The 21,393-nt window shown below is 48.0% G+C and carries 22 protein-coding genes; 7 read left to right on the plus strand and 15 right to left on the minus strand.

What is annotated here, in order from left to right; translation table 11 throughout:
• Positions 1-10 precede the first annotated feature (10 nt).
• Positions 11-364, plus strand: a complete 354-nt coding sequence (locus TERTU_RS05655; protein ID WP_015818790.1) for a non-heme iron oxygenase ferredoxin subunit — start codon at positions 11-13, stop codon at positions 362-364.
• Positions 365-713: 349 nt separating this feature from the next.
• On the opposite strand, the gene TERTU_RS05660 is transcribed toward TERTU_RS05655, so the two are convergent.
• From TERTU_RS05660 to TERTU_RS05670, 3 genes are all read right to left on the minus strand, one after another.
• Positions 714-2,567 (minus strand): gamma-glutamyltransferase family protein, encoded by a 1,854-nt coding sequence (locus TERTU_RS05660; RefSeq protein WP_015818349.1) that lies wholly within the window; start codon positions 2,565-2,567, stop codon positions 714-716.
• A 157-nt stretch (positions 2,568-2,724) separates the two neighbouring features.
• Complete coding sequence (locus tag TERTU_RS05665; protein WP_015816940.1) at positions 2,725-3,252, minus strand: cupin domain-containing protein; 528 nt, start codon at positions 3,250-3,252, stop codon at positions 2,725-2,727.
• Between the two features lie 11 nt (positions 3,253-3,263).
• Positions 3,264-4,487: an FAD-dependent oxidoreductase gene (locus TERTU_RS05670; protein WP_015818480.1), complete on the minus strand. Its 1,224-nt coding sequence runs from the start codon at positions 4,485-4,487 to the stop codon at positions 3,264-3,266.
• A gap of 181 nt (positions 4,488-4,668) precedes the next feature.
• On the opposite strand from TERTU_RS05670, the gene TERTU_RS05675 reads away from it, so the two are divergent.
• The 4 genes from TERTU_RS05675 (at position 4,669) to ansA (ending at position 8,949) form a co-directional block, all read left to right on the plus strand.
• Positions 4,669-5,577, plus strand: a complete 909-nt coding sequence (locus TERTU_RS05675; protein ID WP_015820309.1) for an acetaldehyde dehydrogenase (acetylating) — start codon at positions 4,669-4,671, stop codon at positions 5,575-5,577.
• Positions 5,578-5,627: 50 nt separating this feature from the next.
• Positions 5,628-6,653 carry a 4-hydroxy-2-oxovalerate aldolase gene (dmpG, locus tag TERTU_RS05680; protein ID WP_015817552.1) on the plus strand — a complete coding sequence of 342 codons (1,026 nt, stop codon included), beginning with the start codon at positions 5,628-5,630 and terminating at the stop codon, positions 6,651-6,653.
• A 61-nt stretch (positions 6,654-6,714) separates the two neighbouring features.
• Positions 6,715-7,683, plus strand: coding sequence for a PDR/VanB family oxidoreductase (locus TERTU_RS05685; protein WP_015820441.1), 969 nt, complete (start codon positions 6,715-6,717; stop codon positions 7,681-7,683).
• 243 nt (positions 7,684-7,926) lie between these two features.
• A complete protein-coding gene (gene ansA, locus TERTU_RS05690) occupies positions 7,927-8,949 on the plus strand; it encodes an asparaginase (protein WP_015819604.1) in 1,023 nt (340 codons plus the stop codon).
• A 368-nt stretch (positions 8,950-9,317) separates the two neighbouring features.
• On the opposite strand, the gene TERTU_RS05695 is transcribed toward ansA, so the two are convergent.
• From TERTU_RS05695 to TERTU_RS21220, 6 genes are all read right to left on the minus strand, one after another.
• On the minus strand, positions 9,318-9,722 hold the full coding sequence (locus tag TERTU_RS05695) for a DUF6326 family protein (RefSeq protein WP_015819041.1): 405 nt from the start codon (positions 9,720-9,722) through the stop codon (positions 9,318-9,320).
• 757 nt (positions 9,723-10,479) lie between these two features.
• Entirely contained in the window at positions 10,480-10,863 is a 384-nt protein-coding gene (locus TERTU_RS05700) for a VOC family protein (protein ID WP_028876656.1), read from the minus strand.
• Positions 10,856-11,503, minus strand: a complete 648-nt coding sequence (locus TERTU_RS05705) for an RNA polymerase sigma factor (protein WP_015817432.1) — start codon at positions 11,501-11,503, stop codon at positions 10,856-10,858. The genes TERTU_RS05700 and TERTU_RS05705 overlap by 8 nt, the downstream gene beginning before the upstream one ends.
• Before the next feature lie 628 nt (positions 11,504-12,131).
• Positions 12,132-12,746, minus strand: a complete 615-nt coding sequence (locus TERTU_RS05710) for a hypothetical protein (protein ID WP_015818363.1) — start codon at positions 12,744-12,746, stop codon at positions 12,132-12,134.
• Between the two features lie 701 nt (positions 12,747-13,447).
• The gene (locus tag TERTU_RS05715) at positions 13,448-13,702 is read right to left on the minus strand and encodes a DUF2164 domain-containing protein (RefSeq protein WP_015817720.1); all 255 of its coding nucleotides are present in this window, start codon (positions 13,700-13,702) and stop codon (positions 13,448-13,450) included.
• A gap of 648 nt (positions 13,703-14,350) precedes the next feature.
• Positions 14,351-14,770 (minus strand): GFA family protein, encoded by a 420-nt coding sequence (locus TERTU_RS21220; RefSeq protein WP_080516690.1) that lies wholly within the window; start codon positions 14,768-14,770, stop codon positions 14,351-14,353.
• A 523-nt stretch (positions 14,771-15,293) separates the two neighbouring features.
• Here TERTU_RS21220 and TERTU_RS22150 point away from each other — a divergent pair.
• Entirely contained in the window at positions 15,294-15,539 is a 246-nt protein-coding gene (locus tag TERTU_RS22150) for a hypothetical protein (RefSeq protein ID WP_015820937.1), read from the plus strand.
• A gap of 18 nt (positions 15,540-15,557) precedes the next feature.
• Here TERTU_RS22150 and TERTU_RS05725 read toward each other — a convergent pair whose 3' ends face one another.
• The 6 genes from TERTU_RS05725 to TERTU_RS05750 all read right to left on the minus strand — a co-directional run bounded on the left by TERTU_RS05725 (position 15,558) and on the right by TERTU_RS05750 (position 20,039).
• Positions 15,558-17,093 carry an amidohydrolase family protein gene (locus TERTU_RS05725; RefSeq protein ID WP_015820938.1) on the minus strand — a complete coding sequence of 512 codons (1,536 nt, stop codon included), beginning with the start codon at positions 17,091-17,093 and terminating at the stop codon, positions 15,558-15,560.
• A gap of 133 nt (positions 17,094-17,226) precedes the next feature.
• Positions 17,227-18,081 carry an IS3 family transposase gene (locus tag TERTU_RS21950; RefSeq protein WP_228378313.1) on the minus strand — a complete coding sequence of 285 codons (855 nt, stop codon included), beginning with the start codon at positions 18,079-18,081 and terminating at the stop codon, positions 17,227-17,229.
• A complete protein-coding gene (locus TERTU_RS05735; protein WP_015818494.1) occupies positions 18,060-18,395 on the minus strand; it encodes a transposase in 336 nt (111 codons plus the stop codon). The genes TERTU_RS21950 and TERTU_RS05735 overlap by 22 nt, the downstream gene beginning before the upstream one ends.
• Before the next feature lie 75 nt (positions 18,396-18,470).
• Positions 18,471-18,887, minus strand: a complete 417-nt coding sequence (locus tag TERTU_RS05740) for a hypothetical protein (protein WP_041590078.1) — start codon at positions 18,885-18,887, stop codon at positions 18,471-18,473.
• Positions 18,888-19,040: 153 nt separating this feature from the next.
• Complete coding sequence (locus TERTU_RS05745) at positions 19,041-19,550, minus strand: SEL1-like repeat protein (RefSeq protein ID WP_015820111.1); 510 nt, start codon at positions 19,548-19,550, stop codon at positions 19,041-19,043.
• Between the two features lie 132 nt (positions 19,551-19,682).
• Entirely contained in the window at positions 19,683-20,039 is a 357-nt protein-coding gene (locus TERTU_RS05750) for a hypothetical protein (protein ID WP_041590079.1), read from the minus strand.
• A gap of 263 nt (positions 20,040-20,302) precedes the next feature.
• Here TERTU_RS05750 and TERTU_RS05755 point away from each other — a divergent pair, with 263 nt between their 5' ends.
• Complete coding sequence (locus tag TERTU_RS05755; RefSeq protein ID WP_015817860.1) at positions 20,303-21,271, plus strand: integron integrase; 969 nt, start codon at positions 20,303-20,305, stop codon at positions 21,269-21,271.
• Positions 21,272-21,393 lie beyond the last annotated feature (122 nt).

Genomic DNA, 21,393 nt, shown 5'->3' on the forward strand with positions numbered 1-21,393 from the left:
GGTTGCCGACATGAATACCGTTGAAAATAGAGAGGCGATTGTTGCCACCTCCGCACAGTACGTTCCCTTATGCCCCGCCGATGCACTGGCGCCGGGGGAGATGTCCCGCTTCGATCCAGAGGGCATGGACCCTATCGTGTTGTGCAACTATCAGGGTGACTACTATGCGCTTGAGGACGAGTGCACCCACGCGATTGCCTCCATGGCTGAAGGCGAGTTCGTCGAGGATCAACTGGTTTGTCCGGTTCACGGTGGACGATTTTGTGTCACCACCGGTGCGGCGACCAAGTTGCCCTGTCGGCAGGCGCTGAAAACCTGGCCAATTTCGATTGTCGATGGCGTAGTCTGTCTTCAGATCGATTAGCCGGTAGACCTAACGCCGTCTGGGCTAATCGGGCGAGCTAGCGTTGCCCGAGAATATCCAGATTCGCTTCGCAACTTAATCGCATTTTCGTGGTTTTTCTGTTTGCCGCAGTTTGCCGATCCCAGTTTGCTTGGCTGCCCCGTTGCAGCACCGGGGCGGGTTGGGCAACGCCCAAACGTGCTGAGTGTGAAAGCTAACCTAGTCGTTTCGATTCAATCCCGCCCTGCTTGTTGTTGAGTTTCCCTTGATGATTCGATGCCGCTCGACAGGCTTTCCATTTAAAGGTAGGGCAGGCGCTGCGCACCTGCCTCGCCCGCTGTGGGATAGTCAGCTCTCGGTGGTGAATGGCTTAGCGGCCAACCGCGTAGGCCTGCATCAGCCGTGGCGTTGCCGCCGCGCGGAGTAACCCGTCGGGGTCTCTGGCGGCGGCGGTCAGGCGTCCGGCAGACCATGCTGGTGCTACTTTTACATCGTGACCGCGGCGGGTAAGTTCATCAATCACGGATTGCCCGAGGTTCTCTTCCACCACTATTACGTTTGGCATGGCAGTGCGCGGATAAAAGGAGCCGGGTGCGTGCATGCTATGAAACAGTGGCATATCAATCGCCTGCTGCAGAGGCAACTTATGGTTGATCAGTCGCACCAGTAATGACAGTTGCCATTGGTCCTGCTGGTCGCCGCCCGGGGTACCGCAGCTGAGGGCGCTGCCGTCATCGGCGAAAGCGAGGGTGGGGGTGAGCGTGGTGCGCGGCCGTTTACCGGGAACCAGGCTGCCGGGTAGATCTGGTGTGAGCCAGAAAATCTGGGCACGGGTGTTGAGGGCAAAGCCGAGTCCTGGGACGGTGGGCGAAGACTGCGGCCAGCCGCCTGAGGGCGTTGCCGAGACCATATTGCCAAACCGATCGATAACATCGAAATGCACCGTATCACCCGGCTTGGTGGTGGCCCTTAAGTGCGCCATGGTAGGCTCTCCGAGTCCACCGCCATCAGCGGATTTGGTGGTGTCTCTCAAGTGCGCCATGGTGGGCTCGCCCACCCCCAGCCCGCCGCCGTCGCCGCCGTCGGCAATCCTGACTTGAGCAAGGGTGGTTGCTACTTGCGCCTCAAAACCGGGGATAACCCCGGGGTTCAAATCAACACCTGACCGTTCGCCAATTAATGCGCGGCGTTCGCTGGCGTATTTATCGCTTAGCAGCGTCGCCATTGGTACGTCGGAAAAATCCGGATCGCCGTAGTAGGCTTCCCGGTCGGCAAAGGCCAGCTTCAGGGCTTCCAGCAGCAGGTGAATAAATTCCGGGTCGTTACTATGCATACGGCTGAGGTCGTAGCCTTCCAGCAACTTGAGTGCCTGTAACAGCACCGGGCCCTGGCCCCAGGGGCCAGTTTTGCAAATTGTCCAATCGTGGTAGTGACTGGTGGTGGGCGTTTCGTAGCTGGCCTCCCAGCGTGCCATATCATCGCCGGTCAGAAATCCAACGTGGCGTTCTCCACTGGCGTCCATCAGGGGTTCGGCACGGTTAAATTTGTCGATCGCCTCGGCGACAAACCCTTGTGACCAGGTGTAACGCGCACGCTCTATCTGTTGTTCACGACTCCCGTTCCCTGCCTCTTTGATTATCCGCCGCCAGGTGTTCGCCAGTGTTGGATTGCGAAATAGCCGCCCTGCACGCGGTACTTCGCCTCCGGGCAGCCAAACGGGTGCCGAGCTGAGCCATTCAGTACGAAATGCGTCGGCAACTTCACTTAAAGCGCGCGCGGCGCCGCCCAATAGCGGGTGGCCCGCTTCGGCATAGTGGATTGCCGGTTCGAGCACATCTTTTAGCCGCAGCGAGCCGTAGTCGCGCAGCAGTTTAAGCCAGGCGTCAAAGGCACCGGGGACAACACCGGCGATCAGCCCGGAGCCTGGAACGGAGGTCAATCCCTGATTGCGGAAGGCGGCGATCGACGCTGCTGCTGGCGCAACGCCCTGACCACAGAGAACCGAAGTGCGGTTTGCTTGCGCGGCGTGGAACAGAATAGGTACTTCGCCAGCGGGCCCGCACAGGTGAGGTTCCACAACCTGCAGGGTAAAGCCTACGGCAACCGCGGCATCAAACGCGTTGCCGCCGCGCTCAAGCATGGCCATGCCGACGCTTGAAGCGATCCAGTGAGTGGAGCTGACAACGCCAAACGTGCCGCAAATTTCGGGGCGAGTGGTAAACATAGGTGCCTCGTTAGGGGGTAAGGACGCAGCAGGGCGTCACCGGGACGATGAAATAGCGAAGCACACCGCGACTGTTTCGGATTCTGAGCCGCCTCTGTGGCGGCGCAGCAACCGGAGGCGGCGGCAGCGCCGCAAGCCGATCCGAGAGTGCAGGCACTCAAGGATTTAGATGGCGTTCCCTATTTTGGAACAGGCTGTCATCGGTAAATCCCGCGGTTTCTGGTTTGCCGCGGCCGAGCATGACTTGAAGGTAAACATCTTCTTCAGTTTGGTTGATGTAGCCGTGAATAACTCCGGCGGGGCAGGAAATCATTTCCCAAGGGCCCAGTTCGCTGCTGAGACGATTGCCGTCCTCATCTTCGATAAACACAACGCAGCGACCTTTGAGGACAAAGAAAATTTCCTCGACTTCGTGGGTGTGTGGGGCGTTTGCCTGGCCGGGCGGTACCAGCATGATGGAGAGTGTGAAGTTGCCGGCAGGAACGATAGTGCTGTCTTCGTGTTTGCCTGAAGCGCCAGCGCCCACGAAACGATGCTGGGCTCGTCTATAGCCGTCGATATTCGCATCGGCAAAAGCATCCCAGTCGGGCGTCAGGTCCTTAAAGCGCGAGACGTACTTGTCCATGATCTCTTCGAGTGGTATGTCGACCAGCTCGGGTTGTCTTGGGTGGCGGGCAATGGCCATGGCAATTTCTCCTAAAGGGTGGCGTTAGCGTCGTTAAGGCTGTCGATCATGCAGGCGCGGCGGATAAACGCGTCGTGTTCCACCTGGGTTTCTGCTTGACGACGAATAGCGGCAAGTTTCTCCGCGCGTTTGGCGGGATCGGTTTCCCCCAGTGTTTCTTTGTTGCGAATACTTTGGGCCTGAACGTAGTCAATTTGCCCCTTGCGGCGCTGGCGGGTGTAGCGGTTAAACAGGGGCTGATAATCGACACCGTCCGACCAAATGCAGGCGATTTTTTCGGCCAGATTTACCGCGTCGTGGATACCACCATTCATTCCCATGCCGCCAACCGGATTGTTAACGTGTGCAGCGTCACCGGCGAGAAGTACGCGACCCTGATTAAACGTGGCGGCAACTCGCTGGTGCACATGGTAGAGGGCGACGTTGACGATATCGTATGGTGTATCTGATGGGCAGAATTTCTGGAGGCGGGCTTCGACGGCTTCTGCAGACGTGAGCTCTGTTTCACTCTGTTCCGGCAGAGTCGGACTCACCGAGCGCCACATGCCTGAACCGTCTTCGCCGCGGGCTTTAAACAGATTCATCCACTGGTTCGGATCGGAAAAATAGTTGCGGTTGGTGATGGCCTCGCTGAGGTTGGTAAAGTCGTAGCGGGTATCGATTTTTATAAAACGTTCTGGCCAGGTGAAACCCTCGAATTCGATGTCCAGCAGCTTGCGTACAGTGCTGCGTCCACCATCACAACCCACCAGGAAGCGACCGTCGATTGATACGCTTTCGCCTTCGGCAGTCTCAACCGTCGCGATCACGCCTTCGTCGTTTTGTTGAATGCCGGTGAGGCGTGTGGACATGCGTAAATCAAAACCCGCGTCGTCTTTCAGCCGGTCGAGTACCGTCAGGACAATTTTGTACTGCTCCCACTGCAGCACGTATGGGTGTTTAGGCGGCTCCGCCATAGCGCCAATATCAAAACGGCCTACCAGCTCACCAGTGACCCGGTCGATGTAATGAAAAACCGGAGATACCAGCCCTTGCTCCAGGCCGTCTTCCAGTAACCCCAGCTCGTCCAGCATGGCAACCGTCGGTGGATGGCAAGAGGCCGCCCGGCAATCAATTTCAGGTGAAGCCAGCGCCTCGATCATGGTCACGGGTATGTCTTGGGCGCGCAGCGCGTAAGCGAGAACGGCGCCCACAGGGCCAGCGCCGACGATAAGTACAGTGTTCGTTTTTGCCATTGCGGATCTCCGCCTTAGTGTATGATATAGGTATACGGTAACATTGTATGACAATACTATTAGATGCTATATTGGCTGCCATGTCCAGTTGTAGTGTGTGTAGTCGTTACTTATCCGGTTTCAACTTGCAGGCGATTGCTGGAGGACAGCGCATTTTGCGTGAGCAGAATCAGAGGGTTATATGAGTAAAAAACTGAGAGCGGTCATCATTGGGCCGGGGAATATTGGCACCGATCTGCTAATGAAAGCGCAACGCAGTGCGTGGATTGAGCCTGTCTGGATGGTTGGTATTGTCGAGTCGGAAGGTATCAAGCGCGCGCAGGAAATGGGTGTGAAAACCTCTATCACTGGTGTCGACGGCATATTGCCGTACATTGAGCAAGACGATATTCGGATCGCCTTCGATGCCACATCCGCCTACGCCCACAAGGACAATGCGGAAAAACTCAATGCTGCCGGTGTAATTATGATCGACCTCACTCCTGCAGCATTAGGCCCGTTCTGTGTTCCTCCGGTGAACCTCGCCGACCATGCTGCGAGCCTGGCTATGAATGTCAACATGGTGACCTGTGGTGGCCAGGCGACAATCCCTATAGTTGCGGCAGTGTCATCGGTGCAACCGGTAGCGTATGGCGAAATTGTGGCGACCGTCAGCTCTAAATCTGTTGGCCCGGGCACCCGCAAAAATATTGATGAATTCACGCGCACCACCGCCAAGGCCATAGAGCAGGTGGGCGGCGCTGCGCGAGGCAAAGCCATCATCATTATCAATCCCGCCGAGCCACCGTTGCTAATGCGCGATACCGTACATTGCATAACCCAACACGAGCCGGACCGCGAGGCGATTATCCGCGCAGTGCTAGAGCAGGTAGCGGAAGTCCAAAAGTATGTGCCGGGATACCGCGTAAAAAATGGCCCGGTATTCGACGGCAACCGGGTATCGGTGTACCTCGAAGTGGAAGGTTTGGGCGATTTCCTGCCCAAATATGCAGGTAACCTCGACATCATGACCGCTGCTGGCCTGCGCACCGCAGAATTGTTTGCTGAGCAGGTCGCCAACCAAAAACTGCAACTACCCGCGCGTGGCTAACCGGAGCACCCTGAACATTTAGTGGTGTTTTAGATCCCTAGGAGAATTTTATGAGCGAAGCAGACAAGAAGATTATTCTGCACGATATGAGTTTGCGCGACGGGATGCACGCGAAGCGGCATCAGATCAGTGTGCAACAAATGATAGACGTGGCCTGCGGCCTTGATGAGGCGGGAGTACCGTTGATCGAAATTACCCACGGCGATGGCCTGGGCGGCAGCTCGGTCAATTATGGATTTCCCGCGCATACCGATGAAGCCTATTTTGCGGCGGTTATCCCGCGCATGAAAAACGCAAAAATCTCGGCATTGCTGATTCCTGGCATAGGCACCGTCGATGAATTAAAAATGGCGCATAGCGCGGGCGTGGGGACGATACGCGTAGCCACCCACTGCACGGAAGCGGATGTTTCCGAACAGCATATTGCCACCGCCCGCACCATGGGCATGGATACCGTCGGATTTCTCATGATGGCCCACATGATCTCGTCAGAAGCACTGCTCGAGCAGGCGAAGCTGATGGAATCCTACGGTGCCAACTGCATTTATTACACTGACTCGGCTGGCTATATGCTGCCTGAAGAAGTCACAGAAAAAATTACGCAATTGCGCCAGGCGCTCAAGCCGGAAACAGAGGTGGGCTTTCACGGGCACCATAATCTGGGTATGGGGGTCGCCAATTCCGTGGCCGCCGTTAGGGCAGGGGCCAATCGTATCGATGGCTCAGTCGCTGGCCTGGGGGCCGGTGCAGGCAACACACCGTTGGAAGTTTTCTGCGCAGTGTTGCACCGAATGGGCATCGCAGATGGCATCGATCTGAACAAAATTATGGATGTCGCTGAAGATTTAGTGGTGCCCATGATGGACCAGCCTATACGCGTTGATCGAGACGCATTAACCCTCGGCTACGCGGGTGTATACAGTTCATTCTTATTGTTTGCCAAGCGCGCAGAAAAGAAATACGGCGTACCTGCACGGGAACTGCTGGTGGAGTTGGGCCGGAGACGAACCGTGGGCGGGCAGGAAGATATGATTGATGATCTTGCCCTAACCCTGTCTCAGGCGAAACCTGCGTGATGCATCCTTAAACCTGGCTCCTTGAAGCAATTCCAAATTAATTCAGTTCGGCAGTGAAAGTATGAACGACAAGCCTGTAAAGTTACCCATCTCCGTTTCCGTTCAACAACTGCGCGATCTCTGTGAGGGCGTGCGCGAATACACACTCGCTGCGGTTGATGGCTGCGTGTTACCGGCCTTTGAAGCGGGTGCCCATATTGATATCACCGCGCCCAACGGCCAGACAAGGCAGTATTCCCTGTGTAATACCGCCGGTGATTGTCGCTCCTATATCATCGCTGTTAGGCGGGAAAGTGACGGTCGTGGAGGCTCCATAGCCATTCATGATCAACTGCAATTGAATTCCGTGGTAACCGTTAGCGGTTTGCGTAATGCATTCCCGCTGGCAGTGAACGCGCCGAGGTCTTTGCTGTTCGCTGCCGGTATCGGCATTACCCCGTTGCTCGCGATGGCGCGCACCCTGCAGAGTTCGGGGCAGCCGTTTCACTTGCATTACAGTGTTCCAACGGCGACTCAGGCGCCGTACCTGGAAGAATTGCGAAGCGATCCGTTTGCTGGGAAGCTATCTGTCTATTTCAGTCGGGAGCAGGGCAGAATAGACGCCCCTGCAGTACTCGCGAACGCAGACCCTACGGCGCATATTTACGTGTGTGGTCCACAGCAATACCGCGACTATATCCTGCAAAGCGCGCGTAACGCGGGCTGGCCGGAAGCGCAGTTGCACTATGAAGCCTTTGCCACGGAAATAAATGCCGCTGACAATAAACCCTTTGACGTGGTGATTGCCAGCACGGGTGCCCGGGTGGCTGTCAGGCCGACGCAAACGATTGTTGACGCACTTGACGAAAATGGTGTTACGGTGCCGGTATCTTGCGAAGTGGGGACCTGTGGCACTTGTTATGTTGGCGTGAAAGAAGGCGAAGTGGACCACCGCGATGCCTTTTTAACTGAAGACGAAAAGGCCAGCCAGGAGCACATTCTCACCTGCTGCTCACGGGCGTTGTCGGATACGCTCGTACTCGATTTGTAACCGCCTTAGATTTTTAGCGGGTATCTTTGTGCCTGCGGGCGGCGGAATTCTGGCCGGGGCTATTGTGATCGGGGCTGTTCTGGCCGGGGCTATAATGAATATCGGCAGGCGTGCCGCTGAGCGATTGCGTTCGAGCCTGCAAGGTCTGGCATAATTCCGTGCCTTTCACAGTACACCTGCCTTAACTTGGTTTTAAATGAACAACCGCCCAAGTATCAACCGCCGATTTGCCAGCGAGTAGCCATGACCCAAAAACGTATTTATGTCGCCTATACCGGCGGTACCATCGGAATGCTGAAAACGGCTGACGGCTATAGTCCTGCACCAGGTGTGCTCACGCATTATTTGCAGCAACATCCGGATTTTACCCGCGACGAAATGCCCGCGTTTGAAATAAACGAATACACCCATTTAATCGATTCGTCCAACATGCAGCCGGCCAATTGGCAGCAGATTGCTGAGGATATTCAGCGTCGCTACGACGACTACGATGGCTTTGTTATTCTGCACGGCACAGACACCATGGCGTACACCGCGTCTGCGCTGTCCTTCATGTTCGAAAATTTGTCAAAACCGGTGATTGTTACCGGCTCTCAGATTCCGTTGCTGACACCACGTTCAGATGGCCAGATTAACTTGCTAACCGCACTATACCTGGCCGCTCAGCACCCCATTCCGGAAGTGACACTTTTATTCAACAACCATGTATTGCGCGGAAACCGAGCGACGAAAGCCCACTCCGACGGTTTTGACGCATTCGATTCGCCAAATTTTCCTGCGATTGTGGAGGCCGGCATCGAATACCGCCAATTAGTATCCCATCGAGCCGCAGGGGAGGGGGTTCTAAAGGTCTCGCCAATCACCGATCAACCCATAGCTATTGTGCGTTTTTTTCCGGGGATGGATGTCAGCCTCTTGGATTATTTTATTACCCAACCGGTAAAGGCGATTATTCTACAGACCTACGGTGTGGGTAACGCCCCGCATAAATCTCAGCTGGTAGAGCTCTTAAAAAAGGCCGATGAGGCCGACATAGTCGTCGTCAATGTCAGTCAATGTTTTAAGGGGAAGGTTAATATGGGAGGTTATGCAACAGGCGGCACACTTGCAGCTTGCGGTGTTATCAGTGGCAACAATATGACACTCGAGGCCGTGGTCACCAAGCTGCAATACTTATTCAGCCAGCAGCATAGTGTCAGTCAGGTGCGGCAACTTATGCAGCAGGATTTACGGGGGGAGTTGGGACCTGTTAAAAGCGTCGGTTAAGACAAACGTATTTGAAAGCAGGTCACCAAAGCCCGGACGGTACACAGTGGTAGTAAAAAGCACTCTGCATTGGGGCGATATTCGATAATACGGTTTACTTAGGGCCTGTTAACAATATTGGTCAGCTTGCTTGGGCCGTTAACATGATTTTGTCGAATAACATCTTCACAAAAATACCGCTTCTATTTTTTTGCGAAAACAGGCGTACTGCGTTTCCGCATAAATACAAAAGTTGTTTTTTCTACTATCTCATACACGCTTTTTAGGCGCCTAGCTTCTCGCGCAACATAGCGAAATGCCTGTTATGAAGTTAGACTCTGCCTTTTGGTTTTTCATAAAATGGCAGTCGACTAGGTGTTTTCGGTCCGCTAACGTGTGGCGGTTGGTTTCCATCGAATGGCCATTATTATAATTATTAAGGCAGTAGCTATTTCGAAGAAGCTAAAAAATAAATAAAAAAGTGTGCCTCCCATATAGACGGTATAGCTTTGTATTCCGCCAGATATTGTTGCTGCGACAATGTTTAAATATTTGTTTATTTTGTAGGATAGGTACCGTGAAAGGGGGATCATGATCATGGGGATTTGCATTATTATTGCAAAATAGAGTAGAAACTCTTCTGTAATTTTTATATCTCCAACTTCGCCAGATAATAACTGTTGTAGGGTGTCTGCATCGTGCATTCCGAATACATCACAATATATGTAGTTTACGGTGAGAAAAATCCAAAGTGTCGATAAAAGTTTTTTAGTGTCGCCATCCCATTCAAACATTTAAATCTCTCCCTGTTTTATATATGCAGTTTGTCCAAGGTTTAATTGTGCGAGTTTCTAGCCTATTGCGTCTTCAAATTTGGTTTTAATTTACGGTGTATTTTGCGTGCTGGCGGTTAGTATCTGTGATAATTGAACGCGTTGGGTCGCACATCTAAAGGCTACACGTTATGAATGGCAACGCATAGCCCGATTTTTGGTGTTTAGGAAACCGAAGCAATCTGTGTGGTCAGTAGCCTGATAAATAGTTGGCCCATATAGTTATAAGTATACTAAAGATATCTAGGTGAACCTAACGTATGTGTAAATCACTGATACGCACGTCTACAATTACTCGGTCCGCCAGCCCGAAGATCAAGACACGAGTCTAAGTGTATATGCGTGTTTTGGGTGTACTGATTGGAGTCTTCTTAAATGATCGGTGGTAGAAATCTCAAGGCTATGAAGGCTGGATTTTCAAATAATTTATGAAAAGCGGTCGTTAGATTTTGAAGCTATGTCATGGTGTAGTAAATACTAAGTCTAAGTATCAATGAATGAGATGGATATTATAAGGTTTTGTATACTACTCAGTTGATCGAACATGTAAACTTGCGCAAGCACGTAGAGAGAGATGTGTTGAGTATAGGAACCATTAGCTTGATCAGAGGTTCCTATAATAAAGCTTCAAGTCAACCCACTACTCAGCGCACCACTAAAAAAACAGGTAGTGCTTTCAGCGCTGTAGTAACAGGCTTTTGTGTAACTACACAGCCGGTTAGTTTATTTTCCTTGGTGCATCGCCGGGTTGATACATCGATATTTGGTGGTTATCCGGGTCTGCAAACTCTGCTGACCAGCCTCCAGGTGCATGGCTAACGGGCGTGACAATGGTCACCCCTTTTTCGGCAAGCGCGGTGACTGCGTCGTCGATGCCGCCGTCCGGAAGTTCAAACACTATGATCGGCGAGTTTCCGGGACGAGATTCCTGCTCAAAGAAGAGAAGCTCCACACCGTTCGCCGTCTTAGCTAATAGCCAGTCGCTTCCCTCATCCTCCATCCGATCTACGTCGAGCCCTAAGACGTCTCGATAGAAGGCCTCAGTTTGGTTTATATCGTTCACATAGTAACAAATGGCACCTATATTGCTGTCTCTAAACATTGCTGTGTTCCTCGTTTTGACGTGGTTTCACATTAAGTTGCCGTAACCCTCCGTTTTGTGAGTTAAACATAATCAGATGTCCGCTTGGATCGTGAGTCGCCAGTGTGATCTTGTTGCGAACTGGTGCCTTGAGTAGTGCTTGTCGTATTCGACCGTAAGCGAGCTCTCCGGATAGACCGGGTAGCTCAAATACCGATCGACCATCGAACAAACGCCACTGCTTTTTAATCTGGGCGATGCGCTGGCGAAGGGCGCAGTCCGAAACGCGCAATAGGAATGCTATTTCTAACTTTGAATGTCCAGTTAAGATGAGTAGCGCGGTTGTCTTGAGTTTTGGTGGCAGGGTGTTAACAAAGTCACGGGTTGATGGGTCGTTTTCAGCTCTGGACTGGCCAACACAGGTAACCGCAGCTTCTCGTTTCTTGCGCCGCGCCGCTGTGCGTGCGACAAAGAGGGATTGCTTGCGAAGCACACCAACCAACCATCGTCGATTAGCCTCGTGTGTGATATCACCACGGTTTGCTTCTAGCGCGCTAAGCAGCGCTGTTTGCAGAAGATCCTCTGCCTCATCGCCATAGAAAGTCATTTTCCGAGCGTAGCTGAGCAACTCGTCATAGTATTTTTTTTGACCTGTTGGCACGGGTGAAAGCCTCCGCGGGAATCTATGCATAATTATGCTATCACAGGCATATTGCCGTAGCAGCAATTTCTATTGGTTGCCCCGCGGCGAATAGGCAGTTGTATTTAGGCTTGATTCTCAAACCTATATAAGAAGTCGTTAAATAGCGGGTTTTACCTCTATTGCCGGGTGAGCAGAGTATGACTTTGACGAGTTGCGAAGAGCAAAGCCTACCCATCTGAGTAGCGCACCCATGCTCGGATTGAGGTTGCTTTTGGCTAGGGCCTGTTAACACTAATTCAATTCGCTCTGCTGGAGCCTGTATTTTCAGGATGAAAGGCATTTTTGGCGTTGTTTAGCGGGCTAAACGAGCGAAAAATAACGCATCAGCCTGGAAATACAGGCCCAGCCCTGCGGGTTGCGGCTAAAATCTCGCTCTCAGCGTTGTTTATCGCTCATTTGGAACAACCAAACTATGCTCCAAACGTCGGGGTGCCGCATCACTCGATAGCGAAATTTTAGCCGCAACAGAATGAATCGAATTAGTGTTAACAGGCCCTAGTATTTAACCGAAAATAAAAACGAACCAACTGTGCGGAAAAGGGGGCTAGTCCCCGTATGAGATGGGCAGAAATTATATCTCTCTATATCAACGAAAATTTATTTCTATCAAACGATTAATTTCGTTAGTAAACTCATCAAACCTGCCGTGTATCATCGAACAGTCATCAACATGTTTTGCGAGAGTCAGCACAATTTCCTTATTTGCGTCGTCAGAATGCTTGAAAAGCTGAGCTAAATAAGTCGGCGATCCAAAGTCAAAACCTATTTTCGCGACATAACGTAAATCTTGCATAGCGTTAATAGTCTTTTCATCCAGTTTTAAACACTGGTCTTTACGATAGAACACCATGTCATCAATATCAAACCGCTCGAGATGACTGTAGTTTAAATAACCGGATCCATCCTCAACGGACTCCGCATGAACCGTCAGTAGAGTGTCTAGCGATATGAGTGTCGCAAGTGAAACGTAGAACGGGTGAGCATTGAAGGTTGCCTCGTAGTTAATTATAGGCTTGGGCGAGAATTTTTCTGGAATCTTAAGGGTGATGTCGAGCCCGTGCGTAGAGATTACTTCTCGGTTTAAATATTTTAAATAGGTTTTCTGTTGCTCCCGATTGCCTGTAGTATTTTCGGGTTCAAAGCTCAAGCATCCTTGGAGGGTCAAGAAAAGTATTGCCGCAAAAATTCCTTTTTTAAACAATGGTTCTCTCCTGGTTATATTGTTTCAATAATACATTGTTTTAATACAATAGTGTAAGGGTAGGTATTCGGCAGCCTAATCATACGCGCGTGAAGATAATTGACCGGTATTGAGCAAGCTTCGCGGCCGCGCCATTATGCCCGTGGCGCTACGGGGTTTTCAGGAATTTAACCTGAGGGTGTTGCGCTCATTCGCCGTGCAAAGCTTCCGCTCCTGCGAACGCTACTTACCTAAGTCCTTGTAGGCAACCAGCACGTCTCGCTCACGCGCCTACTCACGTTAAATTACTGAAAGCCAGAGGAATCACTTAATTAATCAGAGGTTCCCTAAATCTTGGTAAGTCGATATAACCGCTAGACCAAGTTTTTCTTTTTTTTGAAGATGCCGATCCAAAATAACGCTTCAAATATTAACCCCAGTAAAAAGAAAGCTATACCGCCATACGGGATTCCGAAGACGTAACACGCAATAGCCAACAAAAAGCAGCCGACTATAATTGCTATTCGAAATAGTGTTTTCATATTACCTTTTATCTAAATTCTCTGCTATTTAAATAAATCTGAAATCCTTCATGTGTTTGAATAACGGATTAAATTTGATGAGAGCGGTTTCTTGCGAAAAACTTCAATTTTCCGGATTGGAATTCCGGTAAGTTTGAAATTTTTCGTTGTATAACCGGTCCCAGCTACTAACGCAATGCGTTAGCGTCTAAAATCAGTAACCTTTTCGAGTTCGTAAATCGCCTCAACAACGCTCTCTACCCGGTTTTCCAATATTGCTTGGGCGTCGTATAGCCCTCGATTATAGAAATAAACCCCTATCTCCTCTGATATAAAATCCAATAGAAAAAGAGCGTCAAATTGGCCAATTTCGTGCTCTAGCTCTTCAAGAAAATAGTTTTTTATTTTCTTGGAAAGCACGTCTTTTTCCTCTTTAGAAAACTCGATACTAGCCATTCATATATCCTCTTAAGGAAATTGCAAGCAGGAAGATTATTTGTAGTAGAGCTTATGGTGAAGTTACATGTTCACCACAGTACGGGATGTAGCAAAAAACTGTTGATATATTTGTTCAGTTCGCTGGCAGGGTATTTCACAGTCAATTTGATAGTGTTTGTCAAGTCGTACCCAAGAACGTTTTTTTGAAAATACAATATTTTCAGATGAATATTCAGAATACTGTTTTTCCACTAAATTTTTTTATGGTTGAGGATTGAATATTGTTCGTCAAAAATAAAATCCGAATTTTTTCGACTCTTTGAGAGGCGCCTCTACCTCTATATGTGCCGCCCTGGCCTCATGATCAATCGTAAAATTATTTAGTTGCTTGTTATAATCGATAAACAGCAATATCTTCCGCTGTATAATAGTGCTTTCCGCGATGGTATTCATACTGAACAATTCCCGCGACTAATTATTAATGAGCTGCCAACCAAGCCCATAAGGACACCTCCATATAGGGTCAAATATAACTATACAGGGTGTCTACTTTTCCTGGGGAACTCGGAGTCTCAACGCCGTATTCTGTTGGATTTTTGGACTGCATGCTTTTGAGTTAAAAAACACAAAAGCAGCAACGGAAAAACTTTCAACAGGAACACTTTGTTAGGCTCCACTCGAAAAATCTTGGTTGTTTGAAGTAGGAATACCATTTGGAAAAGATACCCATTCATGTTTTGATGCACACCAAGCCGCTGCTATAGGCAGAGGAAACTGAGGGTCAGAAAAACAACCAACAGCTATGCCTATAGATTGAGGAACAAAACGAGCTTCCCAGAAAACAGTAGAGCCACAACGCGGACAAAAATGACGTTCTATTTTACCACCGGAATCACCTGTGCTTGTAAAAGACTTAAACTCGCCATTTTTAGCCAGCAATTGATCATTTGAAAAATAGGCACTTACTCCAAAAACAGACCCGGTTCGTTTTTGACAGATGGTACAGGAACATGCAACAACTATTTTTGGCTCGCCGCTTACTTCAACTTGAAGTTCTCCGCATGAACAACTAGCTTTTCTAGACATGCTATTTATCCTTAAGTCATTAAGTATTCCGAGGTTTCAAGGAAGCGCCGGGGACAGGCTCTCACCTATCGATAACACAGGCTTCTTCGTGTCTCTGCATATAATAACAGTACAATAGAAATAAAATGACTCGTCCGAGGAAAGAACAAGTCAGTATTAGCGATACTCCGTACAACCATATCGTCTCACGCTGTGTACGGCGTTCATACCTGTGCAGTTTCGATAAGGCATCAGGTAAAAGCTACGAACACCGCAAGCAAGGGATTGAAAACCGTATTCGACTATTGTCGTCAATCTTCGCTATTGATATTTGCGCCTATGCTGTTATGTCAAACCATATACACATTGTTGTTAAACTTCATCCTGAATCCATTAAAGACTTGTCCACAGATAATATTCTGAAACGATGGTGCTGCCTGTTTAAAGGGCCAGCACTAGTTCAAAATTGGCGACAGGGTGAGGAGCTTGATTCTGCAAAACAACAAACTGTGTCTGATATAGCAAACAGTATCGTAACCGCCTAATGGATATCAGCCTGGTAGAGCCTGTTGCACTCATGGCCAACAAGGAAGACCAATGCACCGGTCATTTTTGGGAGTCTCGCTATAAGTCGCAAGCCCTACTGACCGAAGAAGCCCTGTTTTTAGCTATGGCAAAAGTAGACCTCAGCCCTATCAGAGCGTCCATGGCAGACAGCCCGGAAAAATCCGATCACACCAGAATTAAAGAACGCATAAAATCCTGTTTTGCTATATACTTGTGCATCTGAGAACTCAGGCATTTCATGCTAATATCCCACCGGATTCTTGATAAACTCCCATAGTATTTTGCAGGCGATACTCCAACTTCTTGCTCGTTTTACCACTAAGGCTTCTAGATTATCTAGAGCGTCTCTATCGTAATAATTGCCGTCGAATATAACGGAATTAATAGCTTTCGTGTTCTCGATATCTACTAAAGGGTTTTTATTCAAAAGCACTATATCTGCACTCATCCCCTTTTTAATTTCGCCAAATTCATCCTGCAAACCAAAATACTCAGAAGGACCAACAGTCGCTGCACGAAGTGCGTCTAAAGGGCTTAAACCTGCAAGAACCAATTGTTCCAATTCATCATGTACCGTTATTCCGGCAACTATATAGTCCGTACCAGCTAAAACTTTTACACCGGCGCGGTGCGCCTGCCCTGTAAGTTCAAGTCCTTTTTTGTAAAATTCTTTGTAGGTCTGCCTCCCTTCTGGAGAGGGATCTTCGGCAATAGTTTTATTCACATCTTCAAGCCATTGCCATTTCATTAATGGATGCAAATATTTTAGTATCGGATCTTCTAAAATAATCGGATCTTCTCCATAAGCATCAACCCTTCGAGTAAGATGAGTTGGAACATACCACGTACCATTAGCCTTCATGGCCTCAAAGATATCATTTGCCAGTTCTGGATCGTGCTGATCTAACATTGCACGCCGATCTTCTCTCCAAGACCCCTTTACAACTGAAGCACGAAGAGCTTCACTCCCTGAAAAAGATTCGTGCAAGATAAAACGCGCATGTTCGATACTTTTTTGGCTTCGAGCAGCCTCCACAGCACTTACTGCATGAGGACGGTGTCCTACCACATCCAAACCTACTTTTTTAGCCTCTGCAACTAAAGCAAAATACGCTTCCCGTGGAATGTAATTGTAGACCTTTAAGGCATCCACCCTGCCGGCGTAGTAATGTACAAACTCTCTTGCCTGTTTTTGATCTTCCGTACCAAAAAAATGAGGAAGCCCCTTCATACGCTTATGTATCCCAGGGCCATTTAATTGCCAACTTGAAATTCCTTGGATACGAGGGCCAATCAGCGCATTATTAAGCGCGGCACTATTCCATTCCCTTAAATCTTCAGGGCATGGAACAAAGGGATCGCCAGCTTTTGGGCAGCTAGTCATATCTCTTACATTAGTAACGCCATATGCAATGTATAAAGGTAAATCTAAAAGTGGAGTAACTTTAAATATGTGAGCATGCATATCCCACAACGCAGGGATAGCAAACCGACCACGTCCATTTATCTCAATTACTTTGTCAGGAAGGCTTAGTTCAGCATCGTGGCCAACAAATTGAATTTTCTTTTTATTTATAAAGATAGTTTGATTCGATAGTAAATTTCCACCGATGGTGTCTACAACGTTAACGCCTCTAATAACTATCGGAAAATCCGTATATACAGGTTGAGCTTTCTCCTCTGGCCACCAAGCACCAATCGTAAATAACAGAGCAACAAGGGCGATAGCACCTAAAATATATATCGCCAATCTCTTTAATAGTCTAAATAATGACATTGATTTCGATACAATCCGTTTTCTTAACGCCGTTTTAAATTGCAGTTTTGGAGAAGCCCGTTTGTGCTATTGAGCACAAAAAGGAGCGACGGAAAAACTGGGAACCTAACCCGCTTTTGCACACACCTGTTTGTTAAACCGCTATTCTACTCTCAAATTTAGCGGGTGATATATACCCAATCACCGAATGCGAACGCTCATGGTTGTAGTAGCGCATGTATTCGCTGATTATTCCCCTCAACTCATCTACCGTATTAAAAGCCTTCCTCTTAATTCTTTCTGTTTTAAAATCCTGAAAGAAAGACTCGATATGCGCATTGTCATTCATTTGCTTAACACCATTCATGCTTTGCTGTATGCCGTAGTGGTGTAGCTTTCTTCTAAATGATGTTGCGATATATTCTATCCCTTTGTCTGAATGCAGAATAACGTTTTTCGCGCCTTTGCGATTCCGCATTGCCCTCGCAAGGGTGTTGCTCGTCAATTCCGCTGTACGATTTTCTCCAAGAGACCAACTTATTATTCGACGACTGTAGCGATCCATGATGACCGATAGGTATTGCCAGCTTTCATCTGGCATGCGGATATAGGTCACGTCTGCTACCCAAAGCTGATTAATTCCCGTTGGGGTAAAATCCTTTATTCGGTTAGGGCTCGCTTTCTGAAATACATGCTGATAAGCCTTTGTCCTGTACATTCTGGCCTTTACAGCCTTTAGTCCGTGCTCCTGCATGAGCCTGGCCACCCTTTTCTGACCTACATTGACCCCCTGTTTGCGTAGCTCCTGCGTTATCTTCGGGCTTCCGTAGCATCCTTGGTGCTTTTGAAAAATACGGTTAATCAGTGAGTAGATCTCGCTATCTTCCCGCTTACGCCTACTCTCGCCCCTTCGTCGCCAACTGTTGTAACCGTGTCTGCTTACACCATACAACCTGCACATTAGCGCAATGCTGTGCTGCGACTTATTTAGGTCGATGAATTCAAAGATTTCTCTTTTTTTTGCAAAGAGTGCTGGATGGCTTTTTTTAAAAGGGCGTGCTCTTCTTGCAAGAGATTGTGCTCCCGCTCCAGCTTACGCAGCCTTTTCAACTCCGATTTAATATCTGGATCTATCTGTATATTTTTCTTTTTCACCCTAATCTGCCCTCGTCGCATTTCCATTCGCCAACGATATAGCATCACTTCATGAATATCGAGCGCTTCAGCAACATGGTTTGCTTGCACCCCAGGAATTTCCGTTAGCGCTACCGCTGTCGCCTTGAAATCGTCATCATATGAGTTGTAATGTTTTCTTCTGGCCATTTGTCACCTCCAACAAAGTTATATGGAGGTGTGTGCATTATCGGGTTAGGTTCCACTGTCAATTTGACAACTTTGTTATGCATTTTTTAACTTTGGTTGATTGTTTAAGAATAGAACAAGATCTTTGACGGTTTTTACCTGCTCAAAATATGGGTTTTTCTCTGCTTCTTTGATACTTATTCCTAGTTTTTCAGCCACCTCTATGTAGATATCATCCAGATCATCAGGGTCCATTTTGTACAATGACTCGAAAGAATCTGACGACTGAACCGGAAAAGCGATACCGTCATACTTTCCTGCCCATTCTTGAACACTGTTATAAACCTCACGCATGATCTTCGTATCCGTATTTCGAAAGTCAAAAGACCTTGCATACGCGCATATATCAGGCTTACCTCTACTCATTGCAATTTTTCGCATACGATAATGATCTACAACTAATCCAGCCGTGATCAACAAAACTATTGCTAAAAAAATATAAAGGTAGTTCATAGCGACCTATGCATAACGCTGCGTTAAACGGCTGACAAAGTTGTGATGCTTTTGTGCAATAATTTGCGGAGCAAATGCACAAAAGTAGCGCAGCTTTGGCTGTCCAGTGCAGGGCCGAAGGCCCGAAACGAGTTTGGACGCCTTGTTATGCACTTATTTACCTAGTTTTCTTAGATATTTCTCTATTGAATCCAATATTTCTGTATCAGGGCTATCTTTTCCGTTGTAGATTAACTTCGCCTTTTCACAGTGCTTTCTTGCTTTTGATTTATCATAGGTTGGCTCTTCGATATCAGCATATGCATGACAAAGATGATATTCAGCTTCATAGTGTCCGAGCAATATCGCCTGAGTCCAATAATCAATTGCAGTGGATTTATCTTCTGCTGTCCCGTAGCCAAAAAACTTCATGTATCCTAGATTGTTCAAAACATCAACTTTTAACTCCTCGTCTTCATCTCCTACTGGATCCAGCTTTGCGAGCATTTCCCAGCTTTTAACTGAAAGTTGATAATCTTCATTTCGATAATGACAAGTTCCAGTATAAAAATGTTTTTCAATTTCGCTAGATTGATCACTTAATCCGATAGAATCTAGATCGCAGCTTTCTTTGGTTAATCCATATAAAGGTAAGCAAAATATTATTAGTACAATAATTCTCATAATCTACTCATTGCATAACGCCCCGCTCACCCGCAAATACTGTGGAGAGCGTTTTTGTGTAAAGTGGAGCGCAGCGACACACAAAAACGAGCGTAGCAGTATTTGTCGGTGTGCAGCGGTTTGTTATGCGTTTTACTCTGGATCATATTCAAGCGTCAAATTCTTCCAGCCATATAACTGAACGATTTCATTTGCCAACGCTGAGACTTCTACCCAGCCACTATGTCTTTTCAAGTCATCCAGAGTTTCCGGTAGTGAATCAACATGTTTTTCATAAAGATCATTGAACTCACTGAATGACCGAAGCTCTTCCTCAGTAAACTCAGCTACGAACTCATTGAAATCAGGATGATAAAAGTCATCAAACCATTGACAACACATTTCGTTTGGAACGCTAACAAATGGAACTTCTTCCTGGTACCTTTCCTGCTCCTCTTCGCTCGCGATCAGCTGCAGCAATCCAACAATATTCACTCGATGTGCATTCATCTGCTTCTACGCATAACAATCTTATTAGATGGAACTTATCCATAATTAAACACGGCGCATTTCCGTATAACTCCGGCGTCCCTAGTCACTTTGTGCAGAAAAATCTATATATATCAAACCTTTAAGATAGTTTGGCGCCAAAACCACCTTACACGAAATACGTATCGATTCCATACTAATGCAAATCTTATCAATTTGGTATGATCTGTTTATATATACAGTATAATAACGTATGCATTGTTGGTTTCGGTACGGGAGTGAACATGGATCGTTCGCCTTTTCTAAAGTCTATTAAGGATTATATGTTTCAACGGCGTTACGCAAAGCGTACGATCGACTCCTATCTCGTGTGGATTAGACGTTTTATTGTTTACAGTAATAAGAGGCACCCGGCGGAGATGGGAGACCGGGAGGTTGAACTATTTCTCAGTTACCTCGTACTGGAGCGGAACGTGGCGGCTCAAACACAAGCGCTAGCGTTGAATGCATTGAGTTTTTTATATCGCGATATCGTCAATCGGCCACTATCTCAAACTCTTCGTTTTGTTCACAGTCATGCGCCAAGAAAGCTACCCGTTGTGCTGACGCCTGATGAGGTTAGAAGGCTACTTGAGCGTATATCTCCGGTTTATTTTTTACCAGCGGCGTTGTTGTATGGCAGTGGTCTTAGGCTAATGGAATCGGTTAGGCTAAGAGTCCATGATATTGATTTTGAATATTGCTGTATCAGAATCTGGAATGGCAAAGGCGGAAAGCATCGTACTGTGACGGTAGCGCCTGAATTGCTTGCGCCTCTGCGGGTGCAAACGTCTGTTGTCGAGCGCTATCTCGCGCTTGATATCAACAATCCAAAATACGGCGGTGTTTGGTTGCCATCAGCCTTGCGTCGAAAGTATACCTCTGCATCGAAAGAACTGGAGTGGCATTACCTATTTCCATCATCCAGACTAAGTATTGACCCAGAGACGGGGCACTTGGCAAGTCATCATATTTGCGAAACGGGTTTGCAAAAAGCGGTTAGGAAAGCTGCAGGCGTTGCAGCTATTAGCAAAACTGTAAGTGCGCACACACTAAGGCATTCGTTTGCAACGCACTTATTGCAGTCTGGTACAGATATTCGCACGGTTCAGGAGCAGCTTGGGCACGCAGACTTACGCACGACGCAGATTTACACTCACGTTCTGCAAATGGGTGGGAATGCAGTGAAAAGCCCGCTCTCGGGTTTGATATGACCAAGGATTGCTCAAACCAGAGAAAGTTCTCGATTCGCGTTGTATTCGCGGATTCTATTGTTTAAGGGTCTGACAAAGCAAAGTGGAGTCATTTTTTTAGCGAATATCTCTATTGGCCCAAA

Origin of the sequence: Teredinibacter turnerae T7901 (genome assembly GCF_000023025.1) — a bacterium.
GTDB lineage: Bacteria > Pseudomonadota > Gammaproteobacteria > Pseudomonadales > Cellvibrionaceae > Teredinibacter > Teredinibacter turnerae_B.